We start from the raw sequence: 18,573 nt of genomic DNA on the forward strand, positions 1-18,573 counted from the left end.
GCGAGGTGAAGACCAATGAAGCCGAAAACGATCATCGATAAAATTTGGGAAAACCACGTCGTCTACCGTGAGGAGGGCAAACCGGATTTATTGTACATCGATTTGCACTTAGTGCATGAAGTGACCTCGCCGCAAGCCTTTGAAGGATTGCGGCAAAAAGGGCGGAAGGTGCGGCGGCCGGATTTGACCTTTGCGACGATGGACCATAACGTGCCGACCGTTAACCGATTTGTGATTACCGACGAAGTGGCGCGCAACCAAATCGCTGCGCTTGAGCGCAACTGCCGCGAGTTCGGCATCCCACTGGCAGATTTGCATAGCGAAGAGCAAGGAATCGTGCACGTCATCGGTCCGGAGCTCGGCTTGACCCAACCGGGGAAAACGATCGTTTGCGGCGACAGCCATACGTCGACGCACGGGGCGTTTGGCGCGTTGGCGTTTGGCATCGGCACAAGCGAGGTCGAGCACGTGCTGGCGACGCAAACGCTTTGGCAGCATAAGCCGAAAACGCTGCAAATCTGCATCAACGGCCGCCTCGGCAAAGGGGTGACCGCCAAAGATGTCATCTTGGCCATTATCGGCCGCTATGGCGTTGGCGTCGGCACCGGCTATATTATTGAATTTACCGGTGAGGCGATCCGCCGCATGTCGATGGAAGAACGGATGACGATTTGCAACATGTCGATTGAAGCGGGGGCGAGAGCCGGGCTCATCAGCCCGGATGAAACGACATTCGCCTATTTGCGCGGCCGCAAATATGCGCCAAAAGGCGAAGCGTTTGAGCAAGCGGTCGAACGGTGGCGGGCGCTTGCAAGCGATGAGGGGGCGGAATACGACAAGACGATTGAAATCGACGCGTCGACGATCGCCCCGATGGTGACATGGGGTACAACCCCGGCGATGAGCACATCGGTCGATGGTGTCGTGCCGCATCCCGAGCAGTTTGAAAACAAAACAGAGCAAAACGCGGTGCGCCGGGCGCTTGAGTACATGGGGCTCAAGCCGGGCACGCTGATTGCGGATATTCCGGTGCAGCACGTCTTCATCGGTTCGTGCACCAACTCACGCCTCAGCGATTTGCGCGCGGCGGCGAGCATCGTGAAAGGGAAAAAAGTGGCTCCGGGTGTACGGGCGCTCGTCGTGCCTGGATCGCAGCAAGTGAAAAAACAAGCCGAGGCGGAAGGGTTGGCGCAAATTTTCATCGATGCCGGTTTTGAATGGCGTGATGCTGGATGCAGCGCCTGTTTGGGCATGAACCCGGACATCATTCCGGAAGGCGAGCACTGTGCGTCAACGTCGAACCGCAACTTTGAAGGGCGGCAAGGAAAAGGGGCGCGCACGCATCTCGTCAGCCCGGTGATGGCCGCGGCGGCTGCGATTTACGGACATTTTGTCGATGTGCGCCAGCTTGAAGCTGAGCTGGTCCGATGACGGGTGCTCCTTGATATGGCCGCCCCCGTTTTGGGGCTATCTTCTCAAAAGCGGCATAGAAACGAACGATACACGGGACGGAAGGGGAGAGACGGGATGAAGCCGTTTACGATTCACCGCGGGAAAACCGCCGGCATCGACCGGGCGAATATTGATACCGATCAAATCATTCCAAAGCAGTTTTTGAAACGGATTGAACGCACCGGCTTTGGCCAGTTTCTCTTTTACGATTGGCGGTATTTGAGCGACGGCACGCCAAATCCGGAGTTTGAGCTCAACCGCCCGGAAAACGAAGGGGCGACGATTTTAGTCGCCGATGAAAACTTCGGCTGCGGCTCATCGCGCGAACATGCGCCTTGGGCGCTCCAAGATTACGGATTTCGCGTCATCATTGCCCCATCGTTTGCCGATATTTTTTACAACAACTGCTTAAAAAACGGGCTGTTGCCGATCCGGCTGGATAAAGAGGATGTCCGCTACTTGCTGCGCCAAAGCGAGCGCGCAGACTATGAACTGACGGTTTCGCTTGAAGAACAGCGGGTATTTGACGATGAAGGATTTTCGCGTCCGTTTGACATCGACCCGTATCGAAAACAGCTGTTGCTAAAAGGATGGGACGAAATTGATTTGACGTTTGTGTACGAAGCGCATATCGCCGCCTACGAACGACGGCATTGTCCACGGCCGTAAGCGCCATGTGTTTCGGGAGGCAAGGAGAGATGGGCTGCTCTGCCAATCGGCGGGCGCAGCCTTTTTCGCGTTTGACGGCGCCTGCGTCCAGAGGCCGGCTGCTTTTTGGCAAACAAGCGGTTTGTGTTACCCAGCAAGGCGCGGGTTGTTTCGCTAGGGAAAACTTGTTACACTGATGGTAAATGCAAATGGGAGCGGGCGAAGATGACCGGGAAAAAAGGAAAAATCATCATGTTTCCGCAAACGAAAGAACGACTGATGGAAGAAGCGTTTGCGGCGCTTGAAGCGAAACGCTACAAAGAAGCGCTCCGCTTTTTGCGCGCTGCTGAACAGCTTGGCGACCACAGTTTTCCTGTTCGCCTTGGGCTGGCTGTCTGTTGCTATGAGCTTGGAGACTACGATGAGGCGGAGTGGCGCCTCGCCGCCTTACTTGACGAACAGCCGAACAACAGCGATCTGTTGCAAATGTATCTCGCTGTGCTGTTGCAAACGAATCGATACAGCAAGGCGGAAACGGTGATCCGCGCCGCCTTGCGCCATCCGTCGCTATCCGCTTCGTTGCGCGAACAGCTTCATCAGCTGCTCCGGTTTAGTGAAAAAATGAATGCCCGCACGCTTCCGCCCGCGGAGTGGAAGCGGGTGAGACGGCTGCTTGAGTCCGGGGACATTGCTGAGCAGCTGCAACTGATTAAACAACTGGAAAAAGAAGACATCGAGCCGGTGCTGCCGTTGCTCAAGCAATATTTACGCGCACCGGAAAAAAGCCCGATGGCGAAAACGATGCTCCTTCGCCTGTTGACAGGGAAGCAAGTCAACGAAACGGTGACGGTTGAGAAATTTGGCCGTTGCATGGAGGTCGTCCCGTCAGCGTTGGACGAACAGACGGAAACGGAATTTGCTTCATCGCTGCTGGGTCGGCTTGAACAGCAGCTCGCGGCGGAAAGCCCGAGTTTGTATGAAACGGCGGCGGACATTTGGCTTCGCTATGCATATGTGTTGTACCCGTTTCCGCCAGAGCCGGCGGATGCAGCGGCCTGGCTTGCTGCTCTCCATTGGATGGCGAGCCGGTTTTTAGGCTTGGATGCTGACGCGACCGCCTTGGCCGACCGCTACGGTGTGGAGGCGGCGGAGATGGAAACGCTTTGCCAAAATCTATACGAAATAGAGGAACTTTCCTCCCTCTAATGGCTAGTTCTCTGTTGAAACATGGCTGTTGTATGTTATAATATAGTGGCTGTGCTATGTATCTGTTTTCGCATACTTGTCTACATAATTGGGCATCATAAAAAGATATGGACAAGCGGAGTGCGCTATGGTCCGAGCAATGATTTCAGGTGGAGGGAACAAGGATGTCAGTCAAATGGGAAAAACTTGGAGGGAACGAAGGCGTATTGACCGTTGAGGTCGACGCCGAGCAAGTGAACAAAGGCTTGGATGCCGCATTTAAAAAAGTGGTGAAAAATATTGCGCTGCCGGGCTTCCGCAAAGGGAAAGTGCCGCGTGTCCTGTTTGAAAAACGGTTTGGCGTTGAGGCGCTCTATCAAGACGCGCTCGATATTTTGCTGCCAGAGGCGTATGCCAAAGCCGTCGAAGAGGCAGGCATCGAACCGGTGTCAATGCCGGAGATTGACATTGAGCAAATGGAAAAAGGCAAAAGCTTAATTTTCAAAGCGAAAGTGACCGTAAAGCCGGAAGTGAAGCTCGGTCAATACAAAGGGCTTGAAGTGGAAAAAATGGATACAACCGTGACGGACGAAGATGTCGAAAACGAATTGAAACGTTTGCAAGAAAATTACGCCGAACTTGTCGTGAAAGAAGACGGGACGGTGGAAAACGGCGATACGGTCGTCATCGATTTCGAAGGGGTTGTCGACGGCGAGCCGTTTGAAGGCGGCAAGGCGGAAAACTATTCGCTCGAAATCGGTTCAGGCACCTTTATCCCGGGGTTTGAAGAACAGCTTGTCGGTATGAAAGCCGGCGAAGAAAAAGAAATTCAAGTGACGTTCCCGGAAGAATACCACGCTGAGCAGCTGGCCGGCAAACCGGCGACGTTCAAAGTGAAAGTGCATGAAGTGAAAGCGAAGCAATTGCCGGCTTTGGATGACGAGTTTGCGAAAGACGTCGATGAAGAAGTTGAAACGCTTGACGAACTGAAAGCGAAAATCCGCGCCCGTCTGGAAGAAGCGAAAAAGAATGAAGCGGAAACGGCGTTGCGCAATGCGGTCGTCGAAAAAGCGGCTGCCAATGCGGAAATCGATATTCCGGCTGTCATGGTGCAAAACGAGACGGACCGGATGCTTCGCGAATTTGATCAACGACTGCAAATGCAAGGGCTGAACTTGCAGCTGTACTATCAATTCTCAGGTCAGGATGAAGCGGCGCTGCGTGAGCAAATGAAAGAAGACGCCGAAAAACGGGTGCGTGCGGCCTTGACGCTCGAAGCGATCGCCAAAGCAGAAAACATCGAGGTAACCGATGAAGAGGTGGAGGAAGAACTCCAAAAAATGGCGGAAGCCTACAACTTGAGCGTGGACAAGTTAAAAGAGCTGCTCGGCAGCTTGGATGGCGTCAAAGAAGATTTAAAATGGCGGAAAACGATCGATTTTCTTGTGGAGCACAGCACGGTTGCGGCATAATAATAAAGGTAGAAGGAACAAGGCGCGAGACGTTCGTGCCTTGTTCTTTATCTCAGTCATTGGCGCCTGGAGGTGATTTTTCAAACTTTTCTAATACATCACGGGTTTTTCATTCGCTTTTTTTGACGCATGTATGGTAAAATAGCGAATACATAAGTTTTTTGCAACATGGGATGGCGAGACATGATACATAACGCAGGTGCGATTTTGTTAGCAAGGGGTGAATGACATGTTTAAATTTAATGATGAAAAAGGGCAGCTAAAGTGTTCGTTTTGCGGCAAAACGCAAGACCAAGTGCGCAAGCTCGTCGCCGGCCCGGGCGTTTACATTTGTGATGAATGCATTGAATTGTGCACGGAGATCGTCGAGGAAGAGCTTGGAAACGAGGAAGAATTTGAATTTAAAGACGTGCCGAAGCCGATGGAGATCAGGGAAATTTTAGATGAATACGTCATCGGCCAAGATGACGCGAAAAAATCGCTCGCCGTTGCGGTTTACAACCATTATAAACGGATCAATTCCGGCAGCAAAATCGATGATGTCGAGCTGTCGAAAAGCAACATTTTGATGATCGGACCGACCGGGAGCGGGAAAACGCTGCTGGCGCAAACATTGGCGCGCATTTTAAACGTGCCGTTTGCCATCGCCGATGCGACATCGCTCACGGAGGCAGGCTATGTCGGCGAGGACGTCGAAAACATTTTGTTAAAGCTCATCCAAGCGGCCGATTATGATGTGGAACGGGCAGAAAAAGGCATTATTTATATCGATGAAATCGATAAAATCGCCCGTAAATCGGAAAACCCTTCCATCACCCGCGATGTTTCCGGTGAAGGGGTGCAACAGGCGCTGCTCAAAATTTTGGAGGGAACGATCGCCAGCGTTCCACCGCAGGGCGGCCGCAAACATCCGCATCAGGAGTTCATCCAAATCGACACAACGAACATTTTGTTCATTTGCGGCGGGGCGTTTGATGGCATCGAGCCGATCATTAAGCGCCGCCTCGGCAAAAAAGTGATCGGATTCGGTGCGGAAATGAACCAAGCCGATGTTGATGAGAAAAACTTGCTGTCGAAAGTGCTGCCGGAAGACTTGCTCAAGTTCGGGCTTATTCCGGAGTTCATCGGCCGTCTGCCGGTCATTACGACGCTTGAGCCGCTTGACGAACAGGCGTTGATCGATATTTTGACGAAGCCGAAAAACGCGATCGTGAAACAATACCAAAAAATGCTGGAGCTTGACGGCGTTGAACTCGAGTTTGAAGAAGCGGCGCTCCGGGAAATCGCGAAAAGAGCGATTGAGCGGAAAACGGGCGCGCGCGGCCTTCGCTCGATCATCGAAGGCATTATGCTCGATGTGATGTTTGAGTTGCCGTCGCGCGAAGATGTGCAAAAGTGCATCATCACGCTCGACACGGTGCGCGGCACAAAGCCGCCGACGCTGATCCGTCATGACGGCACCGTCATCGAGCTGGAACGGAAAACATCTGCCTGATGGGAAAACCGCCTTTTTTCGGCGGTTTCTTTTTTTGCCGCCCATGCCCTTGGCGCCGGTCGGCGCTTTTTTTGTTTATTCCCGCCCGTTCGCGGAGATACTATCATACTACATACCATCTAAAGGCAGGAGGATATCGGGGCATGGATTGGACGAACATCGTACTGGTCATCCAGCTGTTTTTCGGGGTCATCATCGGCCTTTATTTTTGGAATTTGCTAAGAGGGCAACGTGTGCAAAAAGTTTCGATTGATAAGGAGTCGCGCAAAGAGATGGAACAGCTCCGCAAGCTGCGTTCGATTTCGCTCACCGAGCCGCTGGCGGAAAAAGTGCGGCCGAAAAGTTTTGACGATATCGTCGGTCAGGAAGACGGCATCAAGGCGTTAAAAGCTGCTTTATGCGGCCCCAACCCGCAGCATGTCATCATTTACGGCCCCCCTGGCGTCGGCAAGACGGCAGCTGCTCGGCTCGTGCTTGAGGAAGCGAAAAAAAATCCGCTCTCCCCGTTTAAGAAAAATGCGGTGTTCGTGGAGCTTGACGCGACGACGGCGCGTTTTGACGAGCGCGGCATTGCCGATCCGCTCATCGGTTCGGTGCACGACCCGATTTACCAAGGGGCCGGGGCGATGGGGCAAGCCGGCATTCCCCAGCCGAAGCAAGGGGCGGTGACGAACGCCCACGGCGGCGTTTTATTCATCGACGAAATCGGCGAGCTTCATCCGATCCAAATGAACAAGCTGCTGAAAGTGCTTGAGGACCGGAAAGTATTTTTTGAAAGCGCCTATTACAGCAAAGAAAATCTGCAAATCCCAAGCCATATTCACGATATTTTCCAAAATGGACTGCCGGCTGATTTCCGTCTTGTCGGGGCGACGACGCGCACGCCGAACGAAATTCCTCCGGCCATTCGCTCTCGTTGCCTGGAAGTATTTTTCCGTGAATTGGACCAAGATGAGATCGCCCTCATCGCCAAAAAGGCGGCGGAAAAAATCCGCCTGAACGTGTCAGAAAGCGGCATTCGCCTGCTTGCTGCCTATGCGCGCAACGGGCGGGAGGCGGTGAACATGATGCAAATCGCCGCCGGTCTTGCCATTACGGAAAACCGCGACAAAATTTTGGATAAAGACATTGAATGGGTCATTCATTCAAGCCAAATGGCCCCGCGCTATGAAAAGAAAATTGCGTCCGCCCCGGCGGTCGGCGTCGTCAATGGCCTTGCCGTGTACGGCCCGAACACCGGCGCGCTTCTTGAAATTGAAGTGACCGCCTTGCCGGCGAAAGGAAAAGGGACGATCAACGTCACGGGCATTATTGAGGAAGAGAGCATCGGCAGCGCCGAAAAATCGGTGCGCCGCAAAAGCATGGCGCGCGGTTCAGCAGAAAACGTCATCACTGTGTTGCGGGCGATGGGCGTGCCGGCCGACCGTTACGACATTCATGTCAACTTCCCGGGCGGGGTGCCGGTTGACGGCCCTTCAGCCGGGGTGGCGATTGCAGTCGGCATTTATTCCGCCATTTACCAGCTTCCAGTCGATCATACGGTCGCGATGACCGGAGAAATCAGTATCCGTGGCTGCGTGAAACCGGTCGGCGGCGTGTTCGCCAAAATCAAAGCGGCCAAACAAGCTGGGGCGAAAAAAGTCATCATCCCGATTGAGAATATGCAATCGTTGCTAGGCGAAGTCAGCGGCATTCAAATCATCGCCGTCCGCCGCCTCGAGGAAGTGCTCGTCCATGTGTTCGACGAAGAGGCGCTCCGCCGCGGCTCCGCGCTGCTGCCAGCGGCTATGGACCGCTCGGAGAAAAAGCTCGTCTAGCCAAAGGAAACGGCGGCAAGGCGAACGATTGGCAACGAAAGCGGGCGATCCGCTCGCAACCGAGTCGGGCGGTTCGCCCGGCCTCTCTTTTATGTACGGCTTCGGCGCAAGCGGATCGTCGCTGAAGTCGGTTTTTCTTTGCATGCAGATGGAGCGCCGCGCGCTTTTTCGTTCGTCAAATTTTACAAACCCGGCTACCGTACTATACAATAAACGAATAGAAGCGAGAGATGGAGGTGTTCGGCGTGAACGGAAAGAAAAAGGAGACGGTCGTTCCGCTTTTGCCGCTGCGTGGGCTGCTCGTGTTTCCGACGATGGTGCTCCATTTGGATGTCGGGCGCGAGAAATCGGTCAAAGCGCTCGAACAAGCCATGGTTGAGGATCATATGATTTTGCTGACGTCGCAAAAAGACGTTGCCATCGACGAACCGGACATGGATGACTTATATAAAATGGGAACGATCGCGCGCGTCAAGCAACTTCTAAAACTCCCGAACGGCACGTTCCGCGTGCTTGTCGAAGGCGTCGCTCGGGCGCTCATTACGGAAGTGATCAGCGAGGAGCCGTACTTTCTCGTCAAAGTCGAAAAGTTTGCTGATCGGGCGGCGAAAGATTTAGAAGATGAGGCGCTCAAGCGGACGATGCTTGAATATTTCGAGCAGTACATAAACTTGTCCAAGCGGCTGTCGGTCGACATTTACGCCTCGATCGTCGACATCGATGAGCCGGGGCGAATGGCGGACATCATCGCCTCGCACTTGCCACTTAAGCTTGAGGAAAAACAGCGTATTTTAGAAACGATCGACGTGAAAGAGCGCCTCAATAAAATCATCCAAATTTTGCACAACGAAAAAGAAGTGCTCCAGCTTGAGAAAAAGATCAGCGCCCGCGTCAAGCAGTCGATGGAGCGGACGCAAAAAGAGTATTATTTGCGCGAGCAAATGAAGGCGATTCAAAAAGAGCTTGGCGAAAAAGAAGGAAAAACGGGCGAAGTCGAGGAGCTGAAAGAAAAAATCGAGGCGGCCGGCATGCCGGAGCATGTGAAACAAACGGCATTGAAGGAGCTTGACCGCTATGAAAAAATTCCGGCGACCTCAGCGGAAAGCACAGTCATTCGCAACTACCTCGATTGGCTCATCGCCTTGCCGTGGTCGAAAGAAACAGAAGACATCCACGACATTAAGCAGGCGGAAGCGATTTTAAACGAGGAGCATTACGGGCTCGATAAAGTGAAAGAACGGGTGCTTGAATTTTTATCTGTCAAACAGCTGACGAAATCGTTAAAAGGTCCGATTCTTTGCCTCGCCGGACCGCCGGGGGTCGGCAAAACGTCGCTCGCTCGCTCGATCGCCAAAGCGCTCGGCCGCCGCTTCGTCCGCGTTTCGCTCGGCGGCGTCCGCGACGAATCGGAAATTCGCGGCCATCGCCGCACGTATGTCGGCGCCATGCCGGGACGCATTATCCAAGGGATGAAAAAAGCAGGCACGATCAACCCCGTCTTCTTGCTTGATGAAATCGACAAAATGTCGAGTGATTTCCGTGGCGATCCATCGGCGGCCATGCTGGAGGTGCTTGACCCGGAGCAAAATCATACGTTCAGCGATCATTACATTGAAGAGCCGTACGATTTGTCGAAGGTAATGTTTATTGCGACTGCCAACTATTTGGCGGCGATTCCGCAGCCGCTGTTGGACCGGATGGAAGTGATTGAGATTCCGGGCTATACCGAAGTTGAAAAGCTCCATATTGCGAAGCGGCATTTGCTGCCGAAGCAGCTCGATGAGCACGGCTTGAAAAAAGCGGCGCTGCAAGTGCGCGATGATGCGATGCTTGCCATCATCCGCCATTATACGCGCGAAGCTGGAGTGCGGGAGCTGGAGCGACAGTTGGCGGCGATTTGCCGGAAGGCGGCCCGCCTCATTGTCTCCGGTGAGAAAAAACGGGTCGTCATCACAGAAAACAATCTCGAAGAATTTTTAGGAAAACGAAAATACCGCTATGGACAGGCGGAAGCGGAGGACCAGATCGGCGTGGCGACCGGTCTTGCGTACACCGCGTTTGGCGGCGATACGCTCGCCATTGAGGTGTCGCTCGCGAAAGGTAACGGCAAACTTGTGTTGACCGGAAAACTCGGCGATGTGATGAAAGAATCGGCGCAGGCGGCGTTCAGTTATGTTCGATCGCGCGCTGAGGAACTCGGCATCGATCCGAAATTCCATGAAATGTACGATATCCATATCCATGTCCCGGAGGGTGCGGTGCCAAAAGACGGGCCGTCTGCAGGCATTACGATCGCCACCGCACTCATTTCCGCGCTGACGGGCAAGCCGGTGAGCCGCTTTGTTGGCATGACCGGCGAAATTACGCTGCGCGGCAGGGTGCTTGCGATCGGAGGCTTGAAAGAGAAAACGTTAAGTGCCCACCGCGCCGGGCTGAAAACGGTCATTTTGCCAAAAGACAATGAAAAAGATTTAGCGGACATTCCGGAAACGGTGAAGCGCGACTTGCGCTTTGTGCTCGTCTCCCATCTCGATGAGGTGCTGCCGCACGCGCTGGTGGGGTGGAAGCGATGAATGTGAAGAAAGCAGAGCTTGTGACCAGTGCCGTCAAGCCGGAACAATATCCGGACGGCGGACGGCCAGAGGTGGCGCTCGCCGGCCGTTCGAACGTCGGCAAATCATCATTCATCAACAAAATGATCAACCGGAAAAACTTGGCGCGCACCTCCTCAAAGCCAGGGAAAACGCAAACGTTGAATTTTTATTTGATTAACGACTCGTTTTACTTTGTGGACGTGCCAGGTTATGGTTTCGCCCGCGTGTCGAAGCAGGAGCGGCAAAAATGGGGGAACATGATGGAGACGTACTTTACGACGCGCGAGGTGCTTAAGGCGGCGGTCCTGCTCGTTGATTTGCGCCATCCGCCGACGAAAGACGATGTGATGATGTACGAGTTTTTGAAACATTACGAGATCCCGGTGATCGTCATCGCGACGAAAGCGGATAAAGTGCCGCGCGGCAAGCATCAAAAACACGCGAAAATCGCGCGCGAGACGCTGCGGATGGCTGACGGCGACCCGCTCATTTTGTTTTCCGCCGAGACCGGACAAGGGAAAGACGAAGCATGGGCGGCGCTTTTGCCGTTTGTGTCCTCATGACGAAAAGGGGCTGACCCAAAAGTCCGCCAAAAAGCGGACTTTTGGAGTCAGCCCTCTCTGGTTTTTGTATATTTTACCAAACGGAACAAAATTCCGACTCTGTTCTCCCCCTCATTTACGCCACCAAGGACAATTGCTTGTCCCTAGCGGCTTTTTTGAGAAGATTGTGGGCAGCACAAACCAGCCCCCATTCGATGGAAACTTTTTGGAGGCCTCGCAGGACAAAGCGACGAAACCCGCGATTTTGTTTGATTTGCCCAAATACACTCTCAATGTCGGTTTGGCGTTGGCGGTATCGGGCTTGCCCTTCTTCACTCTCCAACCGTTCGCGGGCTTTCTGTTTTTGTTCATGATAGATGGGGTTCCATTGCGTGGTTCGTCCATACTTGGAAGTCGTGCAGGGAACGGAACGGACATCCTTCGCATTCATGGCATTGGTAGTGTCGGGTGACCGAGGTGTATCCTGATTCCGTGGTCTGTTTCGAAGTTCCGGTGCGAACCAGCTTTTTCCCATTGGCGCAAATCCAAACGTCTTCTTCTTCCACATAGGTCCAATTCTGCTGATGATGCGGATTTTTCTTGACCTTGCGCGTGTTCTCCTTCTCATACGTATGGTACTTGATCAAGGCCGATATGTGCTTCTCTTCCAGCTTCACGTAGTTCTCTTCCGAGCCATAAGCCGCGTCAGCGATCAAACGTTCGGGTTCCACGCCGTACTTCTCTCGAACGGTCTCCAAATGCGGGAGAAGACAACGAGTGTCGCCCGGCCTCTGATGAAGGGAATACCCCAAAATAAATTGGCCGGAAGAACCCACCTGTACGTTATAGGCCGGCTTGAGCTGGCCGTTTCGCATGTGATCCTCCTTCAACCGCATGAAGGTGGCATCCACATCGGTCTTGGAATAGCTGTTGCGATCCCCGCATACATGGAGTTGGTGTTCATACTTTTCACTGCGGGGCAAGTAGTCCTCCTTCATCTTCTTGATGGCCTTCTTCAACGGTTGGTTGTCCGGCTCGGCCTCCAACCGTTTTTCCCACTCCTCGGTTTTCTTTCGGATTTCTTCTGACGTAAAGGCCGGCGAAGGGTCGATGTCTTCCGCCTTTTCTTCTTCCACGATCACCTCGATCTGGGCAATCAGCCGATCGACATTGGCTTGGAGTTTCTCCTGGTACTTCTCAGCCGATTTGCGCCAAACGAAGGTGTACCGGTTGGCATTCGCTTCAATTTTCGTTCCATCCACAAAATAATCTTCCATCTTGACATAGCCGTCGGCCACGAGCAGCGTGATCATTTCCCGGAACAGGTCGTCAATCAGGTCTTTCATCCGCTCCGAACGAAACCGATTGATGGAGCGGAAGTCCGGCTTTTGAAATCCACTTAGCCACATGAGGGGAAGGTGGACTTCGAGCTGCCGTGCAATCTCACGGCCATGATACATTTTTTGGGTGTAAGCGTAAAGGAGAATTTTGGTCATCATTTTCGGATGATAGGCGGAGGCGCCCCCTCCTTTGTAGTAAGCAAGAAACGTCTCCATCGGGATGCGTTCAACCATCTCATGAACCACGTGGGCCATGTTATCCCGTGGAATGAGATCGGCGATGTTGCTTGGCAAAGAGAGGTTGTCCATGGTATACTCTTTAAAGGAAATATGATCATGTTTCATAAAAGAATCGCCCTTCTTTCGGTGGTAGTGGTTTTGGTGACTCTATTCTACCAGAAAAAAGGGCGATTCTTCTATATTTGAGGCAAAAAAGTGGGGGCTGATCCCAAAACGCATTCGCGTTTTGGGTCAGCCCCTTTTCACTTCCAAGGCTATTTTCGCCTAGTCCATAATAGATAGACGCCGATGGCGATGAGTCCGAGCGGCCAAAACTTCCAGACAGAGGAAAGTCCGGCTTGGACGAGGTGAAAGAACGGCTGGCCGCGCCCGGAAAACGTCAGCACGACAGCGAGAAGCAAGAAAAGTACGCCAAAGCCGGCCCCGCCTTTTTGTTTGCGGCTGCTGGCGAAAAAAGCGAACGCAATGAGGAAAAAAAACATGTTCACGCCGCGGGGCCAGGCCGAAAATGCACTCGCAAGGAGCAACTCAACGCCAAATCCGAGTAAAAGAAAGCCGGGGAAAAGGTAAGCATATTCACGCGCTGAATGCGCCTGGCCAAGCAAAGCCGCGCCGCAAATGGCAAGCAAGGCCGGCCACCCTTGGAAGAAATGGAAAAGGGGGGATTCCAACTGTCCGGCGAGAAAATACAGCCCGAGGCCGATGAACAAGATGCCGGCGAATACCGTTCGGGTTTTCATGATCGTCGCGTCCTCCGTTTCCCTTTTGGACATGTTTATGATAGAATGATCACTGTCTACAGTTTAGCATAGCTTTGGAGGCATGTTCACAATTTTTTTAAATCGGAACGATGGACAGTTGTGATATAATGATGGAAGGGATTCGGTCAATAAGGGGGATGGCATCGTGCAAATCGTAGTCGTTGGCGTCGACTATAAAACCGCCCCTGTAGAAATCCGCGAAAAGCTCGCGTTTGCAGAAGCGGAACTCGGTGCGGCGATGAAACAGCTCGCCGAGCAAAAAAGCGTACTCGAAAATGTGATCGTCTCGACGTGCAACCGGACGGAAGTTTATGCAGTGGTTGATCAACTGCATACCGGACGTTACTATATGAAAGCATTTTTAGCCGAATGGTTTGGCGTCAAAGTGGAAGCGATTGCTCCGTATTTGCGTGTGCTTGAAGGAGAAGCGGCCATAAAGCATTTGTTCCGCGTGGCGGCCGGCCTTGATTCGATGGTGCTTGGGGAAACGCAAATTTTAGGGCAAGTGAAAGACAGCTATTTGCTCGCTCAAGAGGTCGGGACGAGCGGCACGATTTTCAATCATCTGTTCAAGCAGGCGGTGACCTTTGCGAAGCGCGCCCACTCGGAAACGGGCATCGGCGCGCACGCTGTATCGGTCAGCTATGCGGCGGTTGAGCTGGCGAAGAAAATTTTCGGCCGCCTTGCCGGCAAGCACGTCTTGATTATCGGGGCCGGCAAAATGGGGACGCTGGCGGCGCAAAACTTGTACGGCAGCGGCGTCGGGAAGGTGACGGTTGTCAATCGGACGCTTGAAAAAGCGAAACAGCTTGCTAAGCAGTTTGCCGGCGAAGCGAAGCCGCTCGGCGAATTGTCATGCGCTTTGCTGGAAGCAGATATCGTCATCAGCTCGACGGGAGCCAAAGGCTATATTTTGACGAAGGAAATGGTGGCGCCGCTTGAGAAAATGCGCAAAGGCCGCCCGCTCTTTATGGTTGACATCGCGGTGCCGCGCGATTTGGATCCGGCGTTGGCTGATTTGGAAACGGTGTTTTTGTACGACATTGACGATTTGCAAGATGTGGTGGCGGCCAACTTGGCGGAACGGCAAAAGGCAGCGGCTCGCATTGAAACGATGATCGAAGCGGAACTTATGGCGTTTAGCCAATGGCTGCAGACGCTCGGCGTCGTGCCAGTCATTGCCGCATTGCGCGAAAAGGCGCTGGCCATTCAAGCAGAAACGATGAAAAGTTTGGAGCGGAAACTGCCGCATTTGTCGGAGCGCGACTGGAAAGTGTTGAATAAGCATACGAAAAGCATTATTAACCAGCTGCTCCGCGATCCGATTTTGCAGGCGAAGGAACTCGCCGCCGGCCCGAATGCCGAGGAGGCGCTTTTGCTGTTTATGAAAATTTTCAATATCGAAGATGCGGTGAAAGCCGAGCGGCATATAGAGCAGGCGAAATCCGTGCAATGCGATGAACAAGACGCGGAAGCGGTCCGTGCCGCCCGCCCATCATGGCAGCTGTAAGGTGGGATGGATGGTGGCGCTGTTGTATGAGTTGTCCATTTTGCTTTACATCGCTTCGATCCTATTCTATTTCATCGATTTTTTGCAACAAAACCGGAAGGCGAACGACATCGCCTTCTGGTTGCTTTCTATTGTGTGGCTTTTGCAGACAGTGACGTTTGTTTCTCGCATCATGGAGACGAAGCGCTTTCCGATTTTAACGATGTCGGAAGGGCTTTATTTTTACGCTTGGCTGCTCATTACGCTGTCGCTCGTCATCAATCGGCTGCTGCGCGTCGATTTCATCGTCTTTTTTACGAACGTGCTTGCTTTTTTTATTTTGGCCATTCATACGTTTGCACCGTCTTCGCAGTCGCCGGCTGTTGCGGAGCGGCTCGTCTCGGAGCTGCTGATCATCCACATCACCCTTTCGCTCGGAGCGTATGCGGCGTTTACGCTGTCGTTTCTGTTTTCGGTGCTTTACATGTTGCAGTACAGTTTGCTGAAAAAGAAAAAGTGGGGGGCGCGCCTTTGGCGCATGGCGGATTTGTCGCGGCTTGATTGTTTGTCGTATGTTTTAAACGCGCTCGGCTTACCTATGTTGTTATTAGGGCTCATTCTTGGCGTGATTTGGGCGTATATTCAAATCGACCATTTCCATTGGTATGATGCGAAAGTGCTCGGGTCGTTTGTCGTTCTTCTCGTCTATGGCGTCTATTTTTACAAGCGAGCCGTCCGGCAGATGCAAGGGAAGGCGATCGCGCTATGGAATATCGGTTCGTTTTTATTTTTGCTTGTCAACTTTTTCTTGTTTGGTAGTTTGTCAAAATTTCATTTCTGGTATTCGTAATCGAGGTGGAACGAGATGCGGAACATTGTCGTTGGCTCGCGGCGCAGCAAGCTTGCCTTGACCCAGACGAAGTGGGTGATCAACGAATTGAAACAGCTTGGGGCGCCGTTTACGTTTGAAGTGAAAGAAATCGTCACGAAAGGAGATCGGGTGCTGGATGTTACGCTCTCGAAAGTCGGGGGCAAAGGGTTGTTTGTGAAAGAGATTGAGCATGAATTGCTCGCCGGCGGCATCGATATGGCGGTCCATAGCATGAAAGATATGCCGGCTGTGCTGCCCGAAGGTTTAGTGATCGGTGCGGTTCCGCGCCGCGAAGATGCACGCGATGTGCTTGTCAGCAAAGGAAACCGGATGCTCTCCGACTTGCCGCCTGGGTCGGTCATTGGCACGAGCAGCTTGCGCCGTTCGGCGCAGCTGCTTGCCTATCGCCCGGATTTGACGATCAAATGGATTCGCGGCAATATTGACACAAGGTTGGCGAAGCTCGAAAGCGAAGAGTACGATGCGATCGTGTTAGCGGCGGCGGGTCTTGCGCGCATGGGTTGGGGCGATGACGTCATCAGCGACTATCTTCCTTTTGATGTCTGTGTTCCGGCGGTCGGCCAAGGGGCGCTGGCGGTCGAATGCCGGGAGGATGATGACGAATTGCGCCAATGGCTCAGCCGGTTAAACGACGAGCAAACCGAGCGGGCTGTTCGGGCGGAGCGCGCCTTTTTGCAGCAAATGGAAGGAGGCTGTCAAGTGCCGATTGCCGGCTATGCGGAAGTGAAGGAGGGGACGGTGCGTCTTACCGCGCTTGTCGCCTCCCCGGATGGCAAAGAAATGTATAAAGAAATCGTCACTGGCGCCGATCCGGAAGCGGTCGGCCGACAGGCGGCTGCTGTCTTGATCGAACAAGGGGCGAAAGCGCTCATCGAGCGGGTGAAACAGGAGTTGAGCCAATCATGACACACAGCGCGCTCGCCGGCAAAACGGTGCTCGTGACGCGCGGCAAAGAGCAGGCGGCATCGTTTTCTGCCAAGCTGCGCGCTGTCGGCGCCGTGCCGGTCGAGATCCCGCTCATTGCCATCCGACCGGCGGCGCCGGAAGAAATCGCTTCTATGGTTGAGCGGCTTGGCGAATACCGTTGGCTCGTTTTCACAAGCGCGAACGCCGTCCGCTTCTTTTTTCCGCACGTTTCGTTGCCGCGGCCGCTGCCGAATGTCGCCGTCGTCGGGCGGAAGACGGCGGCCGCGCTCGCCGAGCATGGTCTTTCCCCGGCGCTTGTGCCGGATGATTACACCGCTGAACGGCTGGCTGACTTGCTCATGCCGCGCGTCAAACAAGGCGACCGGGTGCTGTTTGTCAAAGGCAATTTGGCGCGCCCGACCTTGCCTGAGGCGTTGCGAAACGCCGGCGCCGCGGTCGACGAGCTCACGGTGTATGAGACCGAGCCTGATGAAAACGGCCGGGAGCGGTTGTTGTCGCTGCTGCGCCGGCGGGAGCTTGATGCGGTCACCTTGATGAGCCCGTCGGCGGTTGACAGCCTTGTCCGCCTTCTCGACAAAGAAGTGGATGCCCTTCTTTCCGGTGTTGCGGTCGCCTGCATCGGACCGGTGACGAAAGAAGCGGCCGAGCGGGCGGGCATTTCGGTCCATATTTGTCCGACGGATTACACCACGGATGGTATAATCAAAGCGATGGAACAATATTTTTCCATGGAGGGACGATGAATGGCACTGTCATTTGACCGCCATCGCCGTTTGCGGCAAACGGCTGCGATTCGGGCGATGGTGCGTGAGACGCATCTTCGCGTCGAGGATCTCATTTATCCGCTGTTTGTGGTCGAGGGAAGCGGCATTAAGCGGGAAGTGCCGTCGATGCCAGGGGTTTACCATTTATCGCTTGACCGTTTATCTGAGGAAGTGGACGACATCGCCAAGCTTGGCATTCCCGCCGTCATGGTGTTTGGTGTGCCGAATGAAAAAGATGAAGTCGGTTCGCAGGCGTATTGCGAAACAGGGATTGTTCAGCGGGCGATCCGCCAAATCAAAGCTGAACACAAAGATCTAGTCGTCATTGCGGATACGTGTTTATGTGAATATACGAGCCACGGCCATTGCGGCGTCGTCGAAAACGAGCGCGTGCTGAACGACCCGTCGCTCGAGCTCCTCACCAAAACGGCGGTGAGCCAAGCGCAAGCCGGCGCCGACATCATCGCGCCGTCGAACATGATGGACGGCTTTGTCGCCGCCATTCGCCGTGGGCTTGATGAAGCAGGGTTTGAGTATGTGCCGATCATGTCGTATGCAATCAAATACGCTTCGGCATTTTACGGCCCGTTCCGTGATGCCGCCGACAGCGCGCCGCAGTTTGGCGACCGGAAGACGTACCAAATGGATCCGGCCAACCGCCTTGAGGCGTTTCGCGAGGCGGAGTCGGATGTCAAAGAAGGCGCTGATTTCTTGATGGTGAAGCCAGCGCTTGCCTACATGGATATTATCCGCGACGTCAAAAACCGTTTTCCGCTTCCGCTTGTCGCCTATAACGTGAGCGGCGAGTATGCGATGGTCAAAGCGGCGGCGCAAAACGGCTGGATCGATGAGAAGTCGGTCGTCATGGAAATGTTGACAGGGATGAAACGGGCGGGCGCAGATTTGATCATTACGTATTTTGCCAAAGATGTCGCCCGCTGGCTGGCTGAATAGA

The 18,573-nt window shown here is 53.7% G+C and carries 14 protein-coding genes and 1 pseudogene; 13 read left to right on the forward strand and 2 right to left on the reverse strand.

The features are described 5' to 3' along the window. The first annotated feature begins 15 nt into the window (after nt 1-15). The 8 genes from leuC (at nt 16) to yihA (ending at nt 11,226) form a co-directional block, all read left to right on the forward strand. Nucleotides 16-1,431 carry a 3-isopropylmalate dehydratase large subunit gene (leuC, locus tag NSS88_RS12775; protein ID WP_033014333.1) on the forward strand — a complete coding sequence of 472 codons (1,416 nt, stop codon included), beginning with the start codon at nt 16-18 and terminating at the stop codon, nt 1,429-1,431. A 96-nt stretch (nt 1,432-1,527) separates the two neighbouring features. Then, nucleotides 1,528-2,121 (forward strand): 3-isopropylmalate dehydratase small subunit, encoded by a 594-nt coding sequence (leuD, locus tag NSS88_RS12780; RefSeq protein ID WP_011232131.1) that lies wholly within the window; start codon nt 1,528-1,530, stop codon nt 2,119-2,121. A gap of 204 nt (nt 2,122-2,325) precedes the next feature. Continuing rightward, nucleotides 2,326-3,306, forward strand: a complete 981-nt coding sequence (locus tag NSS88_RS12785; RefSeq protein ID WP_033014331.1) for a tetratricopeptide repeat protein — start codon at nt 2,326-2,328, stop codon at nt 3,304-3,306. 164 nt (nt 3,307-3,470) lie between these two features. Next, on the forward strand, nt 3,471-4,757 hold the full coding sequence (tig, locus tag NSS88_RS12790; protein WP_033014329.1) for a trigger factor: 1,287 nt from the start codon (nt 3,471-3,473) through the stop codon (nt 4,755-4,757). A 229-nt stretch (nt 4,758-4,986) separates the two neighbouring features. Then, nucleotides 4,987-6,252 carry an ATP-dependent protease ATP-binding subunit ClpX gene (gene clpX, locus NSS88_RS12795; RefSeq protein ID WP_033014328.1) on the forward strand — a complete coding sequence of 422 codons (1,266 nt, stop codon included), beginning with the start codon at nt 4,987-4,989 and terminating at the stop codon, nt 6,250-6,252. Between the two features lie 143 nt (nt 6,253-6,395). Continuing rightward, nucleotides 6,396-8,069, forward strand: coding sequence for an ATP-dependent protease LonB (gene lonB, locus NSS88_RS12800; RefSeq protein ID WP_033014327.1), 1,674 nt, complete (start codon nt 6,396-6,398; stop codon nt 8,067-8,069). 230 nt (nt 8,070-8,299) lie between these two features. Then, a complete protein-coding gene (lon, locus tag NSS88_RS12805) occupies nt 8,300-10,642 on the forward strand; it encodes an endopeptidase La (protein WP_049626414.1) in 2,343 nt (780 codons plus the stop codon). Then, nucleotides 10,639-11,226 (forward strand): ribosome biogenesis GTP-binding protein YihA/YsxC, encoded by a 588-nt coding sequence (gene yihA, locus NSS88_RS12810; RefSeq protein ID WP_033014325.1) that lies wholly within the window; start codon nt 10,639-10,641, stop codon nt 11,224-11,226. Before lon ends, yihA begins: the two co-directional genes overlap by 4 nt. A 115-nt stretch (nt 11,227-11,341) precedes the next feature. Here yihA and NSS88_RS12820 read toward each other — a convergent pair. Beyond that, nucleotides 11,342-12,890 (reverse strand): annotated as a pseudogene (locus tag NSS88_RS12820) (IS1182 family transposase). Between the two features lie 149 nt (nt 12,891-13,039). Then, the gene (locus NSS88_RS12825) at nt 13,040-13,525 is read right to left on the reverse strand and encodes a LiaI-LiaF-like domain-containing protein (RefSeq protein ID WP_033014324.1); all 486 of its coding nucleotides are present in this window, start codon (nt 13,523-13,525) and stop codon (nt 13,040-13,042) included. Between the two features lie 166 nt (nt 13,526-13,691). Between NSS88_RS12825 and hemA the strand changes: the two genes are divergently transcribed. Genes hemA through hemB form a run of 5 tightly spaced genes read left to right on the forward strand, consistent with a single transcriptional unit; the run spans nt 13,692 to nt 18,572 of the window. Beyond that, the gene (gene hemA, locus NSS88_RS12830; RefSeq protein WP_033014323.1) at nt 13,692-15,056 is read left to right on the forward strand and encodes a glutamyl-tRNA reductase; all 1,365 of its coding nucleotides are present in this window, start codon (nt 13,692-13,694) and stop codon (nt 15,054-15,056) included. 10 nt (nt 15,057-15,066) lie between these two features. Further along, a complete protein-coding gene (ccsA, locus tag NSS88_RS12835) occupies nt 15,067-15,885 on the forward strand; it encodes a cytochrome c biogenesis protein (RefSeq protein ID WP_050367627.1) in 819 nt (272 codons plus the stop codon). Between the two features lie 15 nt (nt 15,886-15,900). Further along, nucleotides 15,901-16,833 (forward strand): hydroxymethylbilane synthase, encoded by a 933-nt coding sequence (gene hemC, locus NSS88_RS12840; protein WP_033014321.1) that lies wholly within the window; start codon nt 15,901-15,903, stop codon nt 16,831-16,833. Next, nucleotides 16,830-17,597 carry a uroporphyrinogen-III synthase gene (locus NSS88_RS12845; RefSeq protein WP_049624175.1) on the forward strand — a complete coding sequence of 256 codons (768 nt, stop codon included), beginning with the start codon at nt 16,830-16,832 and terminating at the stop codon, nt 17,595-17,597. Before hemC ends, NSS88_RS12845 begins: the two co-directional genes overlap by 4 nt. Beyond that, on the forward strand, nt 17,598-18,572 hold the full coding sequence (hemB, locus tag NSS88_RS12850; RefSeq protein ID WP_011232119.1) for a porphobilinogen synthase: 975 nt from the start codon (nt 17,598-17,600) through the stop codon (nt 18,570-18,572). Nucleotide 18,573 lies beyond the last annotated feature (1 nt).

This window comes from Geobacillus sp. FSL W8-1251 (genome assembly GCF_038005945.1).
GTDB classification, from domain to species: Bacteria; Bacillota; Bacilli; order Bacillales; family Anoxybacillaceae; genus Geobacillus; species Geobacillus stearothermophilus.